The organism is Enterobacter sp. WCHEn090032 (assembly GCF_003986875.1).
GTDB classification, from domain to species: Bacteria; Pseudomonadota; Gammaproteobacteria; order Enterobacterales; family Enterobacteriaceae; genus Enterobacter; species Enterobacter sichuanensis.
Map to the genome: position 1 here is coordinate 21,095 of NZ_RXRN01000019.1, position 18,803 is coordinate 39,897.

Below are 18,803 nucleotides of genomic sequence, written 5' to 3' on the forward strand. Positions count from 1 at the left end.
GGAAGCGCGATGGAGAGTAAACGTCTGGACAGCGCCGCGCAGGCGGCGGGGATCAGCCTCAGTTACATTAATGCTCACGGCAAACCGCAGTCTATTGGCGCCGACACCAAAAGACGTTTGCTGGATGCCATGCACAAAACCGACGCGAAAGCGTCGGCTGCACCGGTGCCGAACGTGAAGGTTTTCACCTCGGGGAAAAAGATGCCGCTGGCGGTGGAGGGGCGCGGCGAGTTTACCTGGCTGCTCACCACCGAAGACGGCCAGCAGCATAAAGGCCACGCCACCGGCGGTAAGACCCTTAACCTTCCGGCAAAACTGCCGGAGGGTTACCACTCCTTAACGCTCACCCAGGATGACCAGCGCTTCCATTGCCGGGTGATCGTCGCGCCAAAACGCTGCTATGAGCCGCAGGCGTTGCTTGAGGGTAAAAAGCTGTGGGGCGCCTGCGTGCAGCTCTACACCCTGCGTTCAGAGAGCAACTGGGGTATCGGTGATTTTGGCGATCTGAAGAAAATGCTGGCCTCCGTGGGGGAGCGCGGCGGCGCGTTTATCGGCCTCAATCCGATCCATGCGCTTTATCCGGCCAACCCGGAGAGCGCCAGCCCGTACAGCCCGTCATCCCGCCGCTGGCTGAACGTGATTTATATTGATGTTAATGCGTTAGACGACTTCAAAAACAGCCAGGAGGCGCAGGCGTGGTGGAAACTCAGCACCACCCAGCAGGCGCTGAAGCAGGCGCGTGACGCGGACTGGGTGGACTATTCTACCGTCACGGCGCTGAAAATGGCCGCGTTGCGTCTGGCGTGGAAAGGCTTTTCACAGCGCGATGACGAGCAGATGGCGTCCTTCCGCCAGTTTGTCACTCAGGAGGGCGAGAGCCTGTACTGGCAGGCAGCATTTGATGCGCTGCACGCGTATCAGGTGAAAGAGGACGAAATGCGCTGGGGCTGGCCGGTGTGGCCGGAAGCGTATCAGTCCGTCGACACGCCGGAAGTGAAAGCCTTCTGTAAAAAACACGCGGATGAAGTGGACTTCTACCTGTGGCTGCAGTGGCTGGCGTACAGCCAGTTTGCCGCCTGCTGGCAGGTGAGCCAGGGCTATAAGATGCCTATCGGCCTGTATCGTGACCTGGCCGTCGGCGTCGCAGAGGGCGGTGCGGAAACCTGGTGCGACCGTGAACTCTACTGCCTGAAAGCCTCCGTCGGCGCGCCACCGGATATCCTTGGCCCGCTCGGCCAGAACTGGGGCCTGCCGCCGATGGATCCGCACGTGATGGCGGCGCGAGCGTACGAGCCGTTTATCGACCTGCTGCGCGCCAACATGCAGAACTGCGGGGCATTGCGTATCGACCACGTGATGTCTGTGCTGCGCCTGTGGTGGATCCCGTACGGTGAAACGGCGGATCACGGGGCCTATGTGCAGTATCCGGTTGACGATCTGCTGTCGATCCTGGCGCTGGAAAGCAAGCGTCACCAGTGCATGGTGATCGGCGAAGATCTTGGCACCGTACCGGTGGAAATTGTCAGCAAACTCCGCGATAGCGGCGTTTACTCCTATAAAGTGCTCTATTTTGAAAACGACCATGAGAAAACCTTCCGCGCGCCGAAAGCGTACCCTGAACAGTCAATGGCAGTCGCGACGACGCATGACCTTCCTACGCTTCGTGGCTATTGGGAAAGCGGCGATCTGACGCTCGGTAAAACGCTGGGTCTCTATCCGGATGAGGATGTGCTTCGCGGCCTGTATCAGGATCGCGAGCTGGCGAAGCAGGGCCTGCTGGATGCGCTGCATAAGCATGGCTGTCTGCCGAAACGTGCCGGGCATAAGGCATCGCTGATGGCGATGACCCCGACGCTCAACCGTGGTCTGCAGCGTTACATTGCCGACAGCAACAGTGCCCTGCTGGGCCTGCAGCCGGAAGACTGGATTGATATGGCGGAGCCGGTCAATATCCCGGGCACCAGCTATCAGTACAAGAACTGGCGTCGCAAGCTTTCCACTACGCTTGAGAAGATGTTTGCCGATGACGGGGTGAACAGGCTGATTAAGGATTTGGATAAGCGCAGAAGGGCGGTGGGCAAGAAGCGGTAGTTCCACCCTCACCCTAACCCTCTCCCTGGGGGAGAGGGAATGGAATGTAGGCCGGGTAAGCGTCAGCGCCACCCGGCTTTTTTACATCAAACCACCATATTCAGCAGCAGCACCCCGACCAGACCGCACACCGAAATAATGGTTTCCAGCGCGGACCAGGACTTGATGGTTTCACCGATTGTCAGGTTGAAGTACTCCTTGAACAGCCAGAAGCCCGGGTCGTTGACGTGAGAGAAAATCACGCTACCGGAACCGACGGCAATAACCATCAGCTCAGGGCTCACGCCCGTGGTCGCAATCAGCGGGGCAACGATACCGCCTGCGGTGATCGCCGCAACGGTCGCAGAGCCCAGCGCAATACGCAGAACCGCGGCGATGGACCAGGCCATCAGGAGCGGCGACACGTTGGTTTCATGCATCATGGCCGCGATGTATTTGTCCACGCCGCTGTCGACCAGAACCTGCTTGAACGCACCGCCACCGCCAATGATCAGCAGCATCATGGCAATGATTTTGATGGACGAGGTCAGCGTGTCGTTGATCTGATCCATTGAACGGCCGCGGTTCAGACCGAAGGTGAACATCGCAATCAGGACCGCAATCAGGGTTGCCATCACCGGGTCACCCAGGAATTCGGCCACGGACAGGAATGCATGACCTTTTGGCAGGATCATCTCCGCCACTGCGCGCATCGCCATCAGAATCACCGGTACCAGAGAGGTCCAGACGCTGACGCCAAAGCCAGGCATCTCTTCTTCGGTGAAGGTTTTCGCGCTGTACAGACCTTCCGGAATCGGCTTATCAATGCCTTTCAGGAAGCGGGCATAGACCGGACCGGCCAGAATAACGGTCGGGATCGCCAGAATGGTACCGAACAGCAGGGTTTTACCCATATCCGCGTGGAAGATGGTCGCAATAGCGGTTGGACCCGGGTGCGGCGGCAGGAAGCCGTGGGTAACGGACAGCGCCGCAGCCATTGGCACACCGACATACAGCAGCGGGATGCTCGCCGCAGCCGCGATGGTAAACACCAGCGGCAGCATCAGCACGAAGCCCACTTCATAGAACAGCGCGAAACCGACGGTAAAACCGGTTAACACCACCGCCCACTGGATGTTCTTCTTACCAAATTTGTCGATAAGCGTGGTGGCAATACGCTGGGCGCCCCCGCAGTCCGCCAGCATTTTGCCGAGCATGGCGCCGAAGCCCATGATCAACGCCAGGCTGCCGAGCGTGCCGCCAACGCCGGCTTTAATCGAGCTGATGACTTTTACCAGCGGCATCCCCTGCATCAGACCGACTGCAAGCGCCACCAGAACCAGAGCGATAAATCCGTTCATTTTGAAACGGATCATCAAGAGCAGTAATAACACAACACCGATAGCAACGATGACTAATGGCATGATTTACCTGGCCTTTGAATTGTTATGGGTAACGTCATTGTTTCAACGACAAGTTCCGATTGTCCCAACTGGGAACAGAGTGTTAACGGCACTCATACTGATGCCTTCGAAACCATTAAGTTTAGTCGGCTGTTATAAGGATGCTGAGTGCCCACGAGAATGATACGGGTAACATGGCGAGATTGAGAATCACCCTGGGAGGCTAAATTTGAATTATGAGACGCAGGTCAACATATAGAGGGAGAGGTAAACGCAAAACGGTAACCACGAGGTTACCGTTTTTAATGTTTTCACCCTCTCCCGTGGGAGAGGGCCGGGGTGAGGGCATCAGACCTCACTATTTTCGTAGGCCCGGTAAGCGCAGCGCCACCGGGCAATACGGGCGGGCAAAGAATCAGTAGTATGAGTGCTCGCCGCGCTGGTGTTCAGTCAGATCGCGCACGCCTTTCAGTTCCGGGAATTCGTTCAGCAGCTGCTTCTCGATCCCTTCTTTCAGGGTCACATCCACCATGGAACAACCGTTACAGCCGCCGCCAAACTGCAGAATGGCGAAGCCTTCATCGGTGATCTCCATCAGGGAGACACGACCGCCGTGGCCAGCCAGCTGTGGGTTGATCTGGGATTGCAGCAGATACTCAACGCGCTCCATCAGCGGGGCATCGTCAGAGACTTTACGCATTTTCGCGTTAGGTGCTTTCAGGGTCAGCTGAGAACCCAGCTGGTCGGTGACGAAGTCGATCTCCGCATCTTCAAGATACGGTGCGCTCAGCTCATCAACGTAGGCGGTGAGCTGTTCAAATTTCAGGGCAGTGTCGGTGGCTTCCACCGCGTCCGGCGGACAATAAGAAACACCACATTCTGCATTCGGAGTGCCTGGATTAATCACAAACACGCGGATCTGCGTCCCTTCTTCCTGATTTGCCAGCAGTTTGGCAAAGTGCGCTTGTGCAGAATCGGAAATACGGATCATAGCTTTGGCCTAATAGTTGACTAAATTACCTGGGTATAATCATACGCCCATTGAAGAAGGGCTACAAGGTACGGCACAGACACCATACCTGAACCGACGCGGCGCCGCTTTGCAAAAGCAGTCGGGAAAGTTCAGCAACGGTACTGCCTGTGGTGACGACATCATCCACAATCGCGATATGGAGGCCGTCGACCGGCAATTCAAGGCGAAAGGCATTTTTGAGGTTTCTTTTGCGAAGCCGGGCGTTGAGCTGATGCTGGATGGCGGTGGCATGAACACGCGTAAGTGCGCGGGCGTCATACCGACAGCCAAGCCAGCGGGCGAGGGGGCGGCAGATCAGATCGCTCTGGTTATAGCCGCGCCGCCAGTGCCGACGCTGGTATAAGGGCACGTTTACCACCCTGTCGATTTTCGGCAGGGCGCGCTGACGCCGTGCCTGTAAAACCGCCAGCAGTAGCAGGCGGGCCAGGGGCTGGGCCAGCGAACTTTGACCGGAAAATTTCAGCGAATGAATAAGCCTGCTCAGCGGCGGAACATAATCATCCACGGCCACCAGCGCGTGCCACGGCGGGGCTTTTTTCAGACACCGACCGCAGGGAAGCGCGGGGTTCGTGGCCGGTAAACCGCACTGTGGGCAGGTCGCGATACGCCTTGTGAACGATCGCGTGCAGACAGAACAGATACCCCATCCGCTGAGCGCAAGCGGCATTTGGCATAGCCAGCACAAGCCTGGCACTGTTAGCATGTGCAACCTCCATGTGAAAAAAGAGAACAGTAACTGATGAAGACGCTGTGGTGGCAGACTGCAGGAACAGGAAATTGCCATCTTGTGCTGCTGCACGGATGGGGCCTGAATGCAGAAGTATGGCATTGCATAAGTGAGGAACTTGCCTCGCATTTCACCCTGCATCTGGTGGATCTGCCCGGTTTTGGCCGCAGCCGCGGTTTTGGGGCGATGTCGCTTGATGAGATGGCCCGGCAGGTTCTGGACGCTGCGCCGCAAAACGCCATCTGGCTCGGCTGGAGCCTGGGTGGGCTGGTGGCAAGCCAGATTGCGCTGTCGCAGCCCGAGCGCGTGAAGGCGCTGGTGACCGTGGCCTCGTCGCCCTGCTTTAGCACGCAAGAGGCGTGGCCAGGTATAAAACCTGACGTGCTGGCGAGCTTCCAGCAACAGCTGAGCGAAGATTTCCAGCGGACCGTCGAGCGCTTCCTCGCCCTGCAGACGATGGGCACAGAAACCGCGCGTCAGGATGCGAGAACGCTGAAGCAGACCGTGCTTTCCCTGCCGATGCCGGAGGTGGAGGTGCTTAATGGCGGGCTGGAGATCCTGAAAACGGTCGACCTGCGCGAGCCGCTGGCTGCGCTGGCCATGCCGCACCTGCGTATCTATGGCTACCTTGACGGCCTGGTGCCGCGTAAAGTGGTTCCGCTTCTGGATGCGCTGTGGCCGGAGAGCGAGTCGCAGGTCATTGCCAAAGCCGCGCACGCCCCGTTTATCTCTCATCCGGCGGAATTTTGTTCAGCGCTCATTGCGTTAAGTCAACGTTTCGACTGATTATTTTCCATCCAGCCTGGAAAAAGTAACACACCGCAACCATACTCCATTTGTCGTTGCGGTTGTTCTGCCTACGATAATCAAAACAACAATCCTATGGAGAGTCAGGCTATGAAACTTGTTACAGGTATTGTCACTTCTCTGGTTATTGGGTCACTTTCATTTGGCGCCTTTGCGGCAAAAGAGCTGGAAAAAGATAAAGTTGCAGGAATGAATCTGACCAAAATTGGTGAGATTTCTACGTCTGACACCACCGCGCCGATGGACGCAAGAGCAGAACTGTCGAAAAAAGCGGATGAGCTGGGTGGAACCTACTACGTTGTCACCAGTGCTGAAAAACAGACTAAAAACGTACGCGCAACAGCGGACGTTTATAAGTAATACGATAAAGCCGGGCATCACAGCCCGGCTTTATTATCGCAGTGCCCACCACTCCCTGAGGCAGGCTTTACCTTCCGGGCAGCTTTTACAACTGCCGGAGAGGCAACCTTCCGCGTCTTCCTGAATCCGCACGGCTTTCCCCATCGCTTCAAGCCTTTCCAGCATGGCATCGATCATCGGCTGCGGCGTATGCAGGGTGAGGCTTAATTGTCTGGCCTCCATCCGTCCCTGTAGCGCCAGCAGATCACGAACCTGAATCAACGATGCCATGAGGTGCTCCTTAGTGACAGTCGCCCGCCGGGCTATTGCAGCAGGTCGCGGCGGTTTTACGCTTCGCCAGCAGGTCGATATCGACGCGGCTGCGCGCGCGCCGTAACAGGCCGAGCACGATGACGTTAAACAGAACCACCGCGAGGATGCAGACCAGGCTGTAGCGCGGGTGCTGGCTGAAGTTAACGGTCTGATAGAAGAGCGTTGCCAGCGAGTAGGCGATGTTTAACCCCCACAGGATGGAGAAGCCCATCCAGCCGCGGCTGGACTCACGGGCAATTGCCCCCATCACCGAGATGCACGGGATATAGAGCAGAACAAAGATGAGGTAGCTATAGGCCGCGGAGGCGCTGCCAAATTTCTCGCTCATCACGCCCATGGCACCCGTCGCCATTTCACCATCGCCTTTGCTGGCTTCAATCGGGTTGGCCAGCACGCTCAGGCTAAAGGTATCTTTCAGGCTCTGCCAGGTTTCCTCTACGGCACCCAGCAGTTCATGGCCGAGATGAAACGCTGCTGGATCAAATTCCTGCTCCTGAATGTTCTCTGCGGTGTAGAGCGTGTTCAGGGTGCCGACAACCACCTCTTTCGCCATCGCACCGGTGAACAGCCCGACGGTTGCCTGCCAGTTATCCTCATGCACGCCAATCGGTTTGAAGACCGGGGTGATGACGCGGCTGACGGAGGCAAGGGCCGAGTCATTGATATTATCTGCCGCCTGCCCGCTAAGGGTGAAGCTGTTCAGCGCGCTCAGGAAAACACTGACGATGACAATCACCTTACCGGCGCGCAGCACAAAGCCTTTCAGGCGCTGCCAGGTCTGGATCACCAGGCTTTTCAGATGCGGCACATGATAGACCGGCAGCTCCATCACAAACGGTGAGGCTTCACCCCGCATGATGGTGTGTTTCAGCATCAAGCCGGTGAGGATCGCCATCACGATGCCCAGCACATACAGGGAGAAGACCGCCAGCGCGCCCTGCTGGCCAAAGAAGGCGGCGGCAAAGACGGCAAAGATCGCCAGGCGGGCACCGCAGGACATGAACGGCGCCATCATGATGGTCATCAGACGTTCGCGGGGCGCATCAAGCGTGCGCGCCCCCATCACCGACGGGACGTTACAGCCAAAGCCGACAATTAGCGGGACGAAGGATTTACCCGGCAGGCCCAGCGCCTGCATCAGGCGATCCATCACGAACGCGGCGCGCGCCATGTAACCGGAGTCTTCCAGGAACGAGAGGAACAGGTACATCATGCCGATCTGCGGCACCAGCGGCAGAACGGTGTTGATACCGCCGCCGATCCCCTGTGCGAGGAAGATGGTTAGCCATTCCGGGAAGTGCAGGGTGTAGCCTACCCACTGAATTCCATGCACGAAGACCGCAACGGAACCGGCATCGAAAATCGGCTGGAGCGCGCCACCAATGTTAATGGCGAGCAGGAACATCACGTACATGACCAGCAGGAAGATGGGTAAGCCGAGGAAGCGGTTAAGCACAACCTTATCCACCGCCGCCGTAAAGCGGCTGGGTTCTGCCGTGAGGGCATTACTGACCACATCGCAGATCGACGCGATGGCCTGGTAACGAGCATCGGCGATGTGCAGCGCCGGGTCATCCAGTTCGTCGCTCAGACGCGCCATGGTTACGTCGAGTTTATCAGCCGCATGTCCGGCGTAAGCACGGCTGTAGATATCGCCTTCCAGCATCTGCAGGCCGAGCCACAGCCGCTGTTTCGCCGGCATACTGTTGTCCATCTCCTGCGCCAGCATATGGGCTTCGCGCAGGAGGGGCTTCGCGTAATGCACCAGTTCAACGTCGCGGTTCCCCGCATGGCGATCGATGGCGAGCTTCAGGGAATCAATCCCGCGAGCGCGCGTCGATACCAGCGGAACCACCGGGCAACCCAGGCGCGCGGAGAGGGCATCGACGTCGATGCGCAGCTTTTGTTTCTCCGCAATGTCGAGCATGTTGAGCGCCACGATGCAGGGGATCCCCAGCTCCAGCAGCTGCAGCGTCAGATAAAGGTTACGCTCGAGATTGGAGGCATCAACCACGTTGATCAGCAGGTCCGCGTCGCCGCCCAGAATATAGTGACAGGCAATTTGCTCATCGAGCGAGGTTTGTGACGAAATGGTGGTTAAAGAGTAGGTGCCGGGAAGGTCAACCAGCGTGACCTGGTTGTCGGTTGTCGTAAACTGACCCTCTTTACGCTCAACCGTTACCCCGGCCCAGTTGCCCACGCGCTGGCGGGCCCCTGTCAGCTGGTTAAAAAGCGTCGTCTTGCCGGAATTAGGATTGCCAATTAAGCCAATAGTTAACTTTTTCATTTTTTTAGACTCACTGAAACCGCTGGCTTGTTATCGGGATAAGGCTTCGACTTCTATTAATGCGAGGTCTTTCTTACGCAGTACCAGATTCACGCGTCGGGTTTCGATATGAACCGGATCGCCTAACGGGGCCACGCGTACCACCTGGAATGACGAGCCGGGCAGCATGCCCAGTGACAGCAGCTTTTGCCGATAGGCCGGGCTAATTTCGCGGGTAAAACCGGTAATCTTCCATGCACTGTCTGGAGTGAATTGCATAATGCCTGATTCCACGAAAGGTTAAATAATCTACTATGCGATGATAATGAGAATAGTTTTTATCAGCAATATTAAAACTGTGACGGAATGTTGTTTGCGGTATTAATTTACGGCCTGTTTGACCTTGCTCAATATTTGCTGAAATGACGGGAAAACGAAAAGGGGAGTATTTGTTAACGGGGTGATAATTCGCGGTTTAAATATGGATGTGCAATCGGTTTCATCTATTACGATATAATTTGTGCCCTCTCCCCGTTGGGGAGAGGGTTAGGGTGAGGGGTTAGCGCTTCTTACCCATCGCGGCCGCCAGCGCATCCATCATCGCGCTGTTGCCTGCAGGCTGGGCATCACGCCCGCGCGGTTTCGCGCCTTTAGCGGCCGGGCGCTGCTGCTCGCGACCTCCACCGTTAGCCCCGCGGCGCGCGCTGGTTTCACCTGGCTGCTCGTCCAGACGCATGGTCAGGGCGATTCGCTTGCGCTGCAGATCCACTTCCAGCACTTTAACCTTCACGATGTCGCCCGCTTTGACCACGGTATGCGGGTCTTCAACGAACTTGTCGGCTAGCGATGAGATATGCACCAGACCATCCTGATGCACGCCGATATCGACAAATGCGCCAAAGTTGGTGACGTTGGTCACTGCGCCTTCCAGCACCATGCCCGGAAGCAGGTCGTTCATGGTCTCGATACCGTCGGCAAAGGTCGCTGTTTTAAACTCAGGGCGCGGATCGCGGCCCGGCTTTTCCAGCTCTTTGATGATGTCGGTAACGGTAGGCACACCAAACTTGTCGTCAGTGAAATCAGCGGCTTTCAGGTTGCGCAGGGCGCTGCTGTCGCCCATCAGATCTTTCAGCGCCTGCTGGGTGGCGGCCAGAATGCGTTCCACCACCGGGTACGCTTCCGGGTGAACGGTGGAGGCATCCAGCGGGTTATCGCCATGGTTGATGCGCAGGAAGCCCGCGCACTGCTCAAACGCTTTTGGCCCCAGACGGCTTACCTTCAGCAGCTGCTGGCGGTTCTGGAACTGACCGTTCTCATCGCGCCAGGCGACGATGTTCTGCGCCATCATGCGGGTTAAGCCCGCCACGCGCGTCAGCAGAGGAACGGAGGCGGTGTTCAGGTCCACGCCGACGGCGTTAACACAGTCTTCCACCACCGCATCCAGCTTACGCGCCAGCTGAGTCTGGCTCACGTCGTGCTGATACTGGCCCACGCCGATGGATTTCGGGTCGATTTTCACCAGCTCTGCCAGCGGATCCTGCAGGCGACGGGCGATCGAGACCGCACCGCGAAGAGAAACGTCCAGGTCCGGGAACTCCTGCGCTGCCAGCTCGGACGCGGAATAGACGGAGGCCCCTGCTTCGCTGACGATCACTTTCTGCGCCGTCACTTTCGGGAACTGCTTCTGCACGTCGAGGTAGAAACGTTCGGTTTCGCGGGACGCCGTACCGTTGCCGATGGCGACCAGCTCCACGTTGTACTTCTCGCACAGCGCGGCCACCACGACGGCCGCTTTGGCGGCCTGGCCGGTATGCGGATAGATGGTGTCGGTAGCGACCAGTTTACCGGTGCCGTCCACCACGGCCACCTTCACGCCGGTACGCAGCCCCGGATCGAGACCCATGGTGGCCCGCAGGCCCGCAGGGGCGGCCATCAGCAGGTCGTGCAGGTTACGGGCGAAGACGTTGATCGCTTCATCTTCGGCGCGCTCGCGCACGGTGCCCATCAGCTCGGTTTCGAGGTGCATCAGCACTTTGATGCGCCAGGTCCAGCTCACCACGCCTTTACGCCAGCTGTCTGCCGGGGCGTTGTTCAGGCGCAGGCCAAGATGGTCGATGATGATCTGCTCACAGTGGCTCTCTTTCGGCGGCTCGTCAAACTGCGGGTCGGCGTTCAGGGAGAGCTGCAGCACGCCTTCGTTGCGGCCACGGAACATCGCCAGCGCACGGTGAGAAGGGGTGGTAGAAATCGGTTCGTGGTGATCGAAGTAGTCGCGGAATTTCGCGCCCTCTTCCTCTTTACCCGCGACGACGGTAGAGACGATGTGTGCATTCTTCCACAGGTAATCACGCACTTTGGCAAGCAGGGCTGCGTCTTCGGCGAAGCGCTCCATCAGAATGTAGCGTGCGCCATCAAGAGCGGCTTTGGTGTCCGCCACGCCTTTATCGGCATCAATAAATTTCGCCGCTTCGGTTTCCGGATCATGTGACGGCGTGTTCCACAGCAGCTCTGCCAGCGGCTCAAGGCCCGCTTCAATCGCAATCTGCCCGCGCGTGCGGCGCTTCGGCTTGTACGGCAGATAGAGGTCTTCGAGCTCGGTTTTGCTCAGGGTGCCGTTGATGGCGGCTTCCAGCTCGCTGGTCAGTTTGCCCTGTTCGCCGATGGATTTGAGGATCGCCTGACGACGTTCTTCCAGTTCGCGCAGATAACCCAGACGGGTTTCCAGGTTACGCAGCTGCGTGTCATCCAGCCCGCCGGTGACTTCCTTACGATAACGTGCAATAAACGGCACGGTGTTCCCTTCATCAAGCAGGCGAACGGCAGCTTCTACCTGTTCGGCTCTGGCCTGAAGTTCACCCGCAATAATGCGGCAGAGCGAATCTTTCATCATGGCTTTATCATCTTGTGGGTCAAAAATCAGGGGATAGTTATACGGGCTGACACGGCAAAATGCCAGCCGGGGAGGGCGCTCTCGGACTATTTTACGTAGACGATCTCATTGACGTACCAGCTGGCTTCACCGGCGGGTGTCTGCACGACGGCGAGGTCGCCCACCTCTTTTTTCAGCAGCGCGCGGGCCATCGGGGAGTCGATGGAGATGTAATCCTTACGACCAAAAATTTCATCGTAGCCGACAATGCGAAAACGCAGGGTATCACCGTTGTCGTTCTCAATCTCAACCCACGCGCCAAAGAACACTTTGCCCTCCTGCTGGGGGGAGTAATCGACAATTTTAAGGTTTTCAAGGCATTTGGTCAGATAGCGTACCCGGCGGTCGATCTCACGCAGCCGCTTTTTGTTGTACTGGTAGTCAGCGTTTTCGCTGCGGTCGCCCAGGCTTGCTGCCCAGGTCACTTTTTTGGTCACTTCAGGGCGCTCTTCGCGCCACAGGGTGTCCATCTCTTTTTTGAGTTTTTCGTACCCTTCGCGGGTGATCAGGGGCGTTTTCATTGGGTGACCTTCAGACTCGACATCATTGCAAACCTTGCGCACATTACGTATCACATCGCATATCTGACAGCGTTAATAATGATTTATGTGATGAAATGTGCAGATAAGCTGCTGTTAAATATGCTTTGTAACAATTTCGACTAGAATTTATACCAGAATTAGCTGGTCGAACACGTGCACTTTTTTAGAATACGCTGTTATTAGACTATCCGAACCTTTGGGAGTACACACAATGCAAGAGAACTACAAAATTCTGGTCGTGGATGACGACATGCGCCTGCGTGCGCTGCTGGAACGTTATCTGACCGAGCAGGGCTTCCAGGTTCGTAGCGTCGCGAACGCTGAGCAGATGGACCGTCTGCTGACCCGTGAATCTTTCCACCTGATGGTTCTCGACCTGATGCTGCCTGGCGAAGACGGGCTTTCGATCTGCCGCCGTCTGCGTAGCCAGAGCAATCCGATGCCGATCATCATGGTGACGGCGAAGGGCGAGGAAGTGGACCGTATCGTGGGCCTCGAAATCGGCGCGGACGACTACATTCCTAAACCGTTTAACCCGCGTGAACTGCTGGCGCGTATTCGTGCCGTGCTGCGTCGTCAGGCGAACGAACTGCCGGGCGCACCGTCGCAGGAAGAAGCCGTCATCGCCTTCGGCAAGTTTAAGCTGAACCTCGGCACGCGCGAGATGTTCCGTGAAGACGAGCCTATGCCGCTCACCAGCGGCGAATTTGCGGTGCTGAAAGCGCTGGTCAGCCACCCGCGTGAACCGCTCTCCCGTGATAAGCTGATGAACCTCGCGCGTGGTCGTGAATACTCCGCAATGGAACGCTCCATCGACGTGCAGATTTCCCGTCTGCGCCGCATGGTGGAAGAAGATCCAGCGCATCCTCGTTATATTCAGACCGTTTGGGGTCTGGGTTACGTGTTCGTCCCGGACGGCTCTAAAGCATGAGGCGAATGCGCTTCTCACCGCGAAGCTCGTTTGCCCGCACCCTGTTACTGATCGTCACCCTGCTGTTCGTCAGCCTGGTGACGACCTACCTGGTCGTGCTGAACTTTGCAATTTTGCCTAGCCTCCAGCAGTTTAATAAGGTCCTGGCCTATGAAGTCCGTATGCTGATGACCGATAAGCTGCAGCTGGAGGACGGCACGCAACTGGTTGTTCCTCCGGCGTTTCGCCGTGAAATCTACCGTGAGCTGGGCATTTCGCTCTATTCCAATGAAGCGGCGGAAGACGCCGGCCTGCGCTGGGCGCAGCACTACGAATTTCTCAGTCAGCAGATGGCGCAGCAGCTGGGCGGCCCGACGGAAGTGCGCGTTGAGGTAAACAAAAGTTCGCCTGTCGTCTGGTTGAAAACCTGGCTGTCGCCCAACATCTGGGTGCGCGTCCCGCTGACCGAAATCCATCAGGGCGATTTCTCGCCGCTGTTCCGCTACACCCTGGCGATTATGCTGCTGGCGATAGGCGGTGCGTGGCTGTTTATCCGTATCCAGAACCGACCGCTGGTCGACCTGGAGCACGCGGCGCTGCAGGTCGGTAAGGGCATTATTCCTCCCCCGCTGCGCGAGTATGGCGCTTCGGAAGTCCGTTCGGTGACGCGTGCGTTTAATCATATGGCGGCAGGCGTGAAGCAGCTGGCGGATGATCGTACGCTGCTGATGGCGGGGGTCAGCCATGACCTGCGCACGCCGCTCACGCGTATCCGTCTGGCGACGGAGATGATGGGAGAAGAAGACGGTTATCTCGCCGAGTCCATCAACAAGGATATCGAAGAGTGTAACGCCATCATCGAGCAGTTCATCGACTACCTGCGCACCGGGCAGGAGATGCCGATGGAGATGGCCGATCTGAACGCGGTGCTGGGTGAAGTGGTGGCAGCGGAAAGTGGCTATGAACGTGAAATTGATACCGACCTTCAGGCGGGTGAAATTCAGGTTCGCATGCACCCGCTCTCCATTAAGCGCGCGGTAGCGAACATGGTGGTCAACGCGGCGCGCTACGGCAATGGCTGGATCAAGGTGAGCAGCGGATCGGAGCTCAACCGCGCCTGGTTCCAGGTCGAAGACGACGGTCCTGGCATTAAGCCGGAGCAGCGTAAGCATCTGTTCCAGCCGTTTGTGCGCGGCGACAGCGCCCGCAGCACCAGCGGTACGGGCCTGGGCCTGGCGATTGTGCAGCGTATTGTGGATAACCATAACGGGTTGCTGGAGATTGGTACCAGCGAGCGGGGCGGTTTAAGCATTCGCGCCTGGTTGCCGGTGCCGGTCACGCGGGGTCAGGTGAAAGAGGGATAGTGCGGTCTGATGCCCTCATCCCGACCCTCTCTCACGGGGAGAGGGAGAAAACATTAAAAAAGGCAACTTTCGTTGCCTTTTTGTTTTTACCTACAGCTTCGGTCCCGCACTCACCAGCGCAGCACCTGCCGGGGTATCGGTATACTTCTCGAAGTTCTCAATAAACAGTTTCGCCAGCGATTCCGCTTTTTCACGCCACTGCTCCGGCGAACCATACGTATTGCGCGGGTCGAGGATATGCGTATCCACACCCGGCAGCGACGTCGGGATGGCCAGATCAAACATCGGCAGCGTGAAGGTTTCGGCGTCGTCCAGAGAACCATCCAGAATGGCGTCGATAATGGCGCGGGTATCTTTGATGGAGATACGCTTGCCGGTGCCGTTCCAGCCGGTGTTTACCAGATATGCCTGTGCCCCGGATGCCTGCATGCGTTTCACCAGCACTTCCGCGTACTGCGTCGGGTGCAGCGACAGGAAAGCCGCGCCGAAGCAGGCGGAGAAGGTCGGGGTTGGCTCCGTCACACCGCGCTCGGTACCGGCCAGCTTCGCGGTGAAGCCGGAGAGGAAGTGGTACTGCGTCTGGCTGGCGGTCAGGCGAGAGACCGGAGGCAGCACGCCGAACGCATCCGCCGTCAGGAAAATGACCTTCGTGGCATGACCCGCTTTTGACACCGGCTTGACGATATTGTCGATGTGGTAGATCGGATAAGAGACGCGGGTGTTTTCCGTTTTCGACGCATCGTCGAAGTCGATGGAGCCGTCAGCACGCACGGTGACGTTTTCCAGCAGCGCATCGCGACGGATGGCGTGGAAGATATCCGGTTCGGCCTCTTCAGAAAGACGAATGGTCTTCGCGTAGCAGCCGCCTTCAAAGTTGAATACGCCGTCGTCATCCCAGCCGTGTTCGTCATCGCCAATCAGACGACGTTTTGGATCGGTGGACAGCGTAGTTTTCCCGGTGCCGGAAAGACCAAAGAACACCGCCACGTCGCCTTTTTCCCCGACGTTCGCCGAGCAGTGCATGGAGGCGATGCCCCGCAGCGGCAGCAGGTAGTTCATGACGGAGAACATCCCTTTCTTCATTTCGCCACCGTACCAGGTACCGCCAATCAGCTGGATACGCTCAGTCAGGTTGAAGGCAACAAAGTTTTCGGAGTTCAGACCCTGCTCTTTCCACTGTGGGTTCGTGCATTTCGCGCCGTTCATCACAATGAAATCTGGGGTGAAATCCTGCAGCTCTTCGTCGGTTGGACGAATAAACATGTTTTTCACGAAATGTGCCTGCCAGGCCACTTCGGTGATAAAACGTACGGAGAGACGGGTGTCGGCGTTAGCGCCGCAGAAAGCGTCGACAATGAACAGACGCTTGCCGGAAAGTTGATGAGTGACGAGCCCTTTCAGATGCTGCCAGGTTTCCGGAGAGAGCGGTTTGTTATCGTTCTTTCCTTTGCCCTTATCAGCCCACCACAGCGTATCGCGGGTGGTATCGTCACGGACGATATACTTATCTTTCGGCGAACGACCGGTAAAAATACCGGTATCGACGGCGATAGCACCAAGATTTGTCAACACACCGCGCTCGTATCCTTCCAGTGCTGGATTGAGCTCTTCCTGATACAGCGTATCGTAGTCGGGGTTGTAGACGATTTCCTGGACGTCGTGAATACCATAAGCCTTGAGATCTTGCGGGGTTAAACCAGTAACACGCATATCACTGCTCCTTAGCCAATATGTACTGCCTAAAATTGTAGGGTTTTTCTGAGGTTGCTAACCGCGACGGGGCTCATAGATTTACGCATCTGGACAAAACCCTTACTAACGGAAAACGCTGCGACTCCAGTCACAGTGCAGGCGGATTATCGCAGGAATCGCTTTTTTGTTGGGGAAAATGTTCCGAAAAGGTTAAACGCTGGTGATTTTATCGGAAGGAATGTGAATGTAATCGCATACACGTAAGAAAATTACGTAAGTGTTACATTGTGAAAACGATTCAGCTGGGGGAGGTTTTTTACCCCTCACCCTAACCCTCTCCCCAAAGGGGAGAGGGAACTAAAACACCCTCTCCCCTTTGGGGAGAGGGCAGGGTGAGGGGATTAGTGAACCTGCGGATCCGCCGGGGAGGCATTGTTGCGGATCTCAGCGATATCCATTGAATTGAACACGTAGTGCGTACCGCAGTAGTCACAGTGCATATCAATTTCGCCATCTTCCGCCATGATGCTGTCGATCTCTTCATCAGGCAGGGTTTTCAGCGCGCCAGCGCAACGCTCGCGAGAGCAGGTGCACTTAAACTCCACAGTCTGCGGATCGTAGACGGTCACTTCTTCCTCGTGGTACAGACGCCACAGCACGTCGGTCGCCGACAGGTTGAACAGCTCTTCTGCCTTGATGGTTTCGGTCAGCGTTGCCAGGTGTTCGAAATCATTGGTCTGAGCATCCTGTGCCGGCAGAACCTGCAGCAGCATACCGCCCGCAGCAGGCTGGCCGTCCACTTCACCGGTGCGGATAAACAGACGCGTTGGCAGCTGTTCAGAACGCATGAAGTAATCTTCCAGGCAGGCAGCCAGGGTGTCGCCTTCCAGACCGACCACACCCTGATAGCGCTCACCTTCTTCCGGGGAGATGGTGATCACCAGGTAACCATTACCCACCAGCGTTTTGAGGTCCGCATTTTCAGGCACGTCGCCTTGAACGCGCGCCACGCCACGCATCTGCTGCTGATTATTGCCGTTGATGACCGCCAGCGACATCGGGCCGTCACCCTGCAGCTGCACGGTGATATCACCGGCAAATTTCAGCGTAGCGGTCAGCAGGCTGGTGGCAACCAGCAGTTCGCCCAACAGGGTTTTCACCGGCAGCGGGTAGGTGTGGTTTTCCAGAATCTGTTTCCAGGTTTCGGATACGGTGACCAGCTCGCCACGCACGGCGAATTGTTCAAACAGATAGCGGTGTAATTGGTCGTGTTGGGCCATAATAGTCTCTCGTGCAGGTGAGGTTACTCGGTCTCACCGTGTTTAAATTTCATCAGATCGCGGCGCTCTTTTTTATCCGGTCGCCGGTCCGGGTGGGGCATGGTCAGCGCGTTCATTTTGCGCGCCAGCGCGGTCTTCTCGCGCTTTTTAATGCTTTCCGCCGTCTCTTCATAAAGCAGTACGGCTTCAGAGGCGGGCCGTCGTTGTTCGGTAATGGCTTTAATCACCACCGTTCGTTCATCGTTGCCCTGACGCAGCGTTAAGGTGGCATTCAGCTCAACCAGCTTGCTCGGTTTGCTGCGCTGGCCGTTGTAATGCACTTTACCGCCGTCAATCATCTCGCGGGCAAGGGCGCGTGTTTTATAAAAACGCGCCGCCCACAGCCATTTATCCAGTCTTACCCCGTCAGAGGGTTTTTCTTTCATGTGGCGTCTCCTTCACGGTCAGTGAGGGGATCATCTGGCGATAGTCGTTCAGTCCCGGATGGCGCAGATAGCTTTTTTCAGCCAGGCCAGAGTCAGGATTGGTGACGCCCAGACAATAGCGAATGCCAAACGTCGCGGCGGAATCCAGAATGGGTTCGCTGTCATCAATGAACAAGGTGCGCTCCGGCTGCAAACCCGTCTCTTCCTTCACCGCATGCCACAAACGCTGATCCTCTTTCGGATAACCAAATGTGTGGGTGGAAAGTAATAAATCAAGGTGCGACGCCAGCCCCGTATGCTCCAGCTTCACGGCCAGGTTGTGCGGATGCGCGTTGGTCAGCAAGATACGGCGCTTGCCGCTCGCTTTCAGCGCATCCAGGAACGGAACCGTATCCTCGCGCAAAACGGCGCGTGGGCCCTGGGCGGTAGTCATGGCACAAATATCTAAACCGAGGCGCTCGCTCCAGTAGTCAAGACAGTACCAGTTTAGCGTATGTTGCACCGCGCTATATTGCGAACGAATGAATGCCTGCGCTTCTGCCGGGGTGATCCCCTGTTGCTCGCTATAGGTTTCAGGAACCAGCGTTTGCCAGAAATAGTTATCAAAGGCGAGATCGAGCAGCGTGCCGTCCATATCCAGCAGAACGGTATCAACCTCCTGCCAGGCGATATCAAGATGCATA

17 protein-coding genes are annotated in these 18,803 nt (G+C 57.0%); 5 read left to right on the forward strand and 12 right to left on the reverse strand.

Features of this window, described 5'->3' with window-relative positions:
- The first annotated feature begins 9 nt into the window (after positions 1–9).
- Positions 10–2,091: a 4-alpha-glucanotransferase gene (malQ, locus tag EKN83_RS16070; protein WP_088244401.1), complete on the forward strand. Its 2,082-nt coding sequence runs from the start codon at positions 10–12 to the stop codon at positions 2,089–2,091.
- An 86-nt stretch (positions 2,092–2,177) separates the two neighbouring features.
- Here malQ and gntT read toward each other — a convergent pair whose 3' ends face one another.
- From gntT to gntX, 3 genes are all read right to left on the reverse strand, one after another.
- Positions 2,178–3,494: a gluconate transporter gene (gntT, locus tag EKN83_RS16075; protein ID WP_024907902.1), complete on the reverse strand. Its 1,317-nt coding sequence runs from the start codon at positions 3,492–3,494 to the stop codon at positions 2,178–2,180.
- Between the two features lie 394 nt (positions 3,495–3,888).
- The gene (gene nfuA / locus EKN83_RS16080) at positions 3,889–4,464 is read right to left on the reverse strand and encodes a Fe-S biogenesis protein NfuA (protein ID WP_008503055.1); all 576 of its coding nucleotides are present in this window, start codon (positions 4,462–4,464) and stop codon (positions 3,889–3,891) included.
- Positions 4,465–4,525: 61 nt separating this feature from the next.
- Complete coding sequence (gene gntX / locus EKN83_RS16085; protein WP_045285986.1) at positions 4,526–5,209, reverse strand: DNA utilization protein GntX; 684 nt, start codon at positions 5,207–5,209, stop codon at positions 4,526–4,528.
- A 36-nt stretch (positions 5,210–5,245) separates the two neighbouring features.
- Between gntX and bioH the strand changes: the two genes are divergently transcribed.
- Positions 5,246–6,019 carry a pimeloyl-ACP methyl ester esterase BioH gene (gene bioH / locus EKN83_RS16090; RefSeq protein ID WP_126801280.1) on the forward strand — a complete coding sequence of 258 codons (774 nt, stop codon included), beginning with the start codon at positions 5,246–5,248 and terminating at the stop codon, positions 6,017–6,019.
- A 111-nt stretch (positions 6,020–6,130) separates the two neighbouring features.
- The gene (locus EKN83_RS16095) at positions 6,131–6,400 is read left to right on the forward strand and encodes a YdgH/BhsA/McbA-like domain containing protein (RefSeq protein ID WP_045285984.1); all 270 of its coding nucleotides are present in this window, start codon (positions 6,131–6,133) and stop codon (positions 6,398–6,400) included.
- 33 nt (positions 6,401–6,433) lie between these two features.
- On the opposite strand, the gene feoC is transcribed toward EKN83_RS16095, so the two are convergent.
- The 5 genes from feoC to greB form a co-directional block, all read right to left on the reverse strand.
- Positions 6,434–6,670 carry a [Fe-S]-dependent transcriptional repressor FeoC gene (gene feoC / locus EKN83_RS16100; protein ID WP_025758111.1) on the reverse strand — a complete coding sequence of 79 codons (237 nt, stop codon included), beginning with the start codon at positions 6,668–6,670 and terminating at the stop codon, positions 6,434–6,436.
- 10 nt (positions 6,671–6,680) lie between these two features.
- Entirely contained in the window at positions 6,681–8,999 is a 2,319-nt protein-coding gene (gene feoB / locus EKN83_RS16105) for a Fe(2+) transporter permease subunit FeoB (RefSeq protein ID WP_045285983.1), read from the reverse strand.
- Positions 9,000–9,029: 30 nt separating this feature from the next.
- Positions 9,030–9,257, reverse strand: a complete 228-nt coding sequence (feoA, locus tag EKN83_RS16110) for a ferrous iron transporter A (RefSeq protein WP_008503050.1) — start codon at positions 9,255–9,257, stop codon at positions 9,030–9,032.
- A gap of 280 nt (positions 9,258–9,537) precedes the next feature.
- Positions 9,538–11,868, reverse strand: coding sequence for a Tex family protein (locus tag EKN83_RS16115; protein WP_126801281.1), 2,331 nt, complete (start codon positions 11,866–11,868; stop codon positions 9,538–9,540).
- 86 nt (positions 11,869–11,954) lie between these two features.
- Positions 11,955–12,428 (reverse strand): transcription elongation factor GreB, encoded by a 474-nt coding sequence (greB, locus tag EKN83_RS16120; protein WP_045285981.1) that lies wholly within the window; start codon positions 12,426–12,428, stop codon positions 11,955–11,957.
- 232 nt (positions 12,429–12,660) lie between these two features.
- On the opposite strand from greB, the gene ompR reads away from it, so the two are divergent.
- Together ompR and envZ are read left to right on the forward strand one after the other, a co-directional pair.
- Positions 12,661–13,380: a two-component system response regulator OmpR gene (gene ompR / locus EKN83_RS16125; protein WP_001157751.1), complete on the forward strand. Its 720-nt coding sequence runs from the start codon at positions 12,661–12,663 to the stop codon at positions 13,378–13,380.
- Positions 13,377–14,723: a two-component system sensor histidine kinase EnvZ gene (gene envZ / locus EKN83_RS16130; protein ID WP_029882169.1), complete on the forward strand. Its 1,347-nt coding sequence runs from the start codon at positions 13,377–13,379 to the stop codon at positions 14,721–14,723. Before ompR ends, envZ begins: the two co-directional genes overlap by 4 nt.
- A 90-nt stretch (positions 14,724–14,813) precedes the next feature.
- On the opposite strand, the gene pckA is transcribed toward envZ, so the two are convergent.
- From pckA to yrfG, 4 genes are all read right to left on the reverse strand, one after another.
- Positions 14,814–16,433, reverse strand: a complete 1,620-nt coding sequence (gene pckA, locus EKN83_RS16135) for a phosphoenolpyruvate carboxykinase (ATP) (protein ID WP_025758106.1) — start codon at positions 16,431–16,433, stop codon at positions 14,814–14,816.
- Between the two features lie 383 nt (positions 16,434–16,816).
- On the reverse strand, positions 16,817–17,695 hold the full coding sequence (gene hslO / locus EKN83_RS16140) for an Hsp33 family molecular chaperone HslO (protein WP_025758104.1): 879 nt from the start codon (positions 17,693–17,695) through the stop codon (positions 16,817–16,819).
- A gap of 23 nt (positions 17,696–17,718) precedes the next feature.
- On the reverse strand, positions 17,719–18,120 hold the full coding sequence (gene hslR / locus EKN83_RS16145; protein ID WP_126801282.1) for a ribosome-associated heat shock protein Hsp15: 402 nt from the start codon (positions 18,118–18,120) through the stop codon (positions 17,719–17,721).
- Complete coding sequence (yrfG, locus tag EKN83_RS16150; protein ID WP_025758101.1) at positions 18,101–18,802, reverse strand: GMP/IMP nucleotidase; 702 nt, start codon at positions 18,800–18,802, stop codon at positions 18,101–18,103. The genes hslR and yrfG overlap by 20 nt, the downstream gene beginning before the upstream one ends.
- Between the last annotated feature and the right edge of the window lies 1 nt (position 18,803).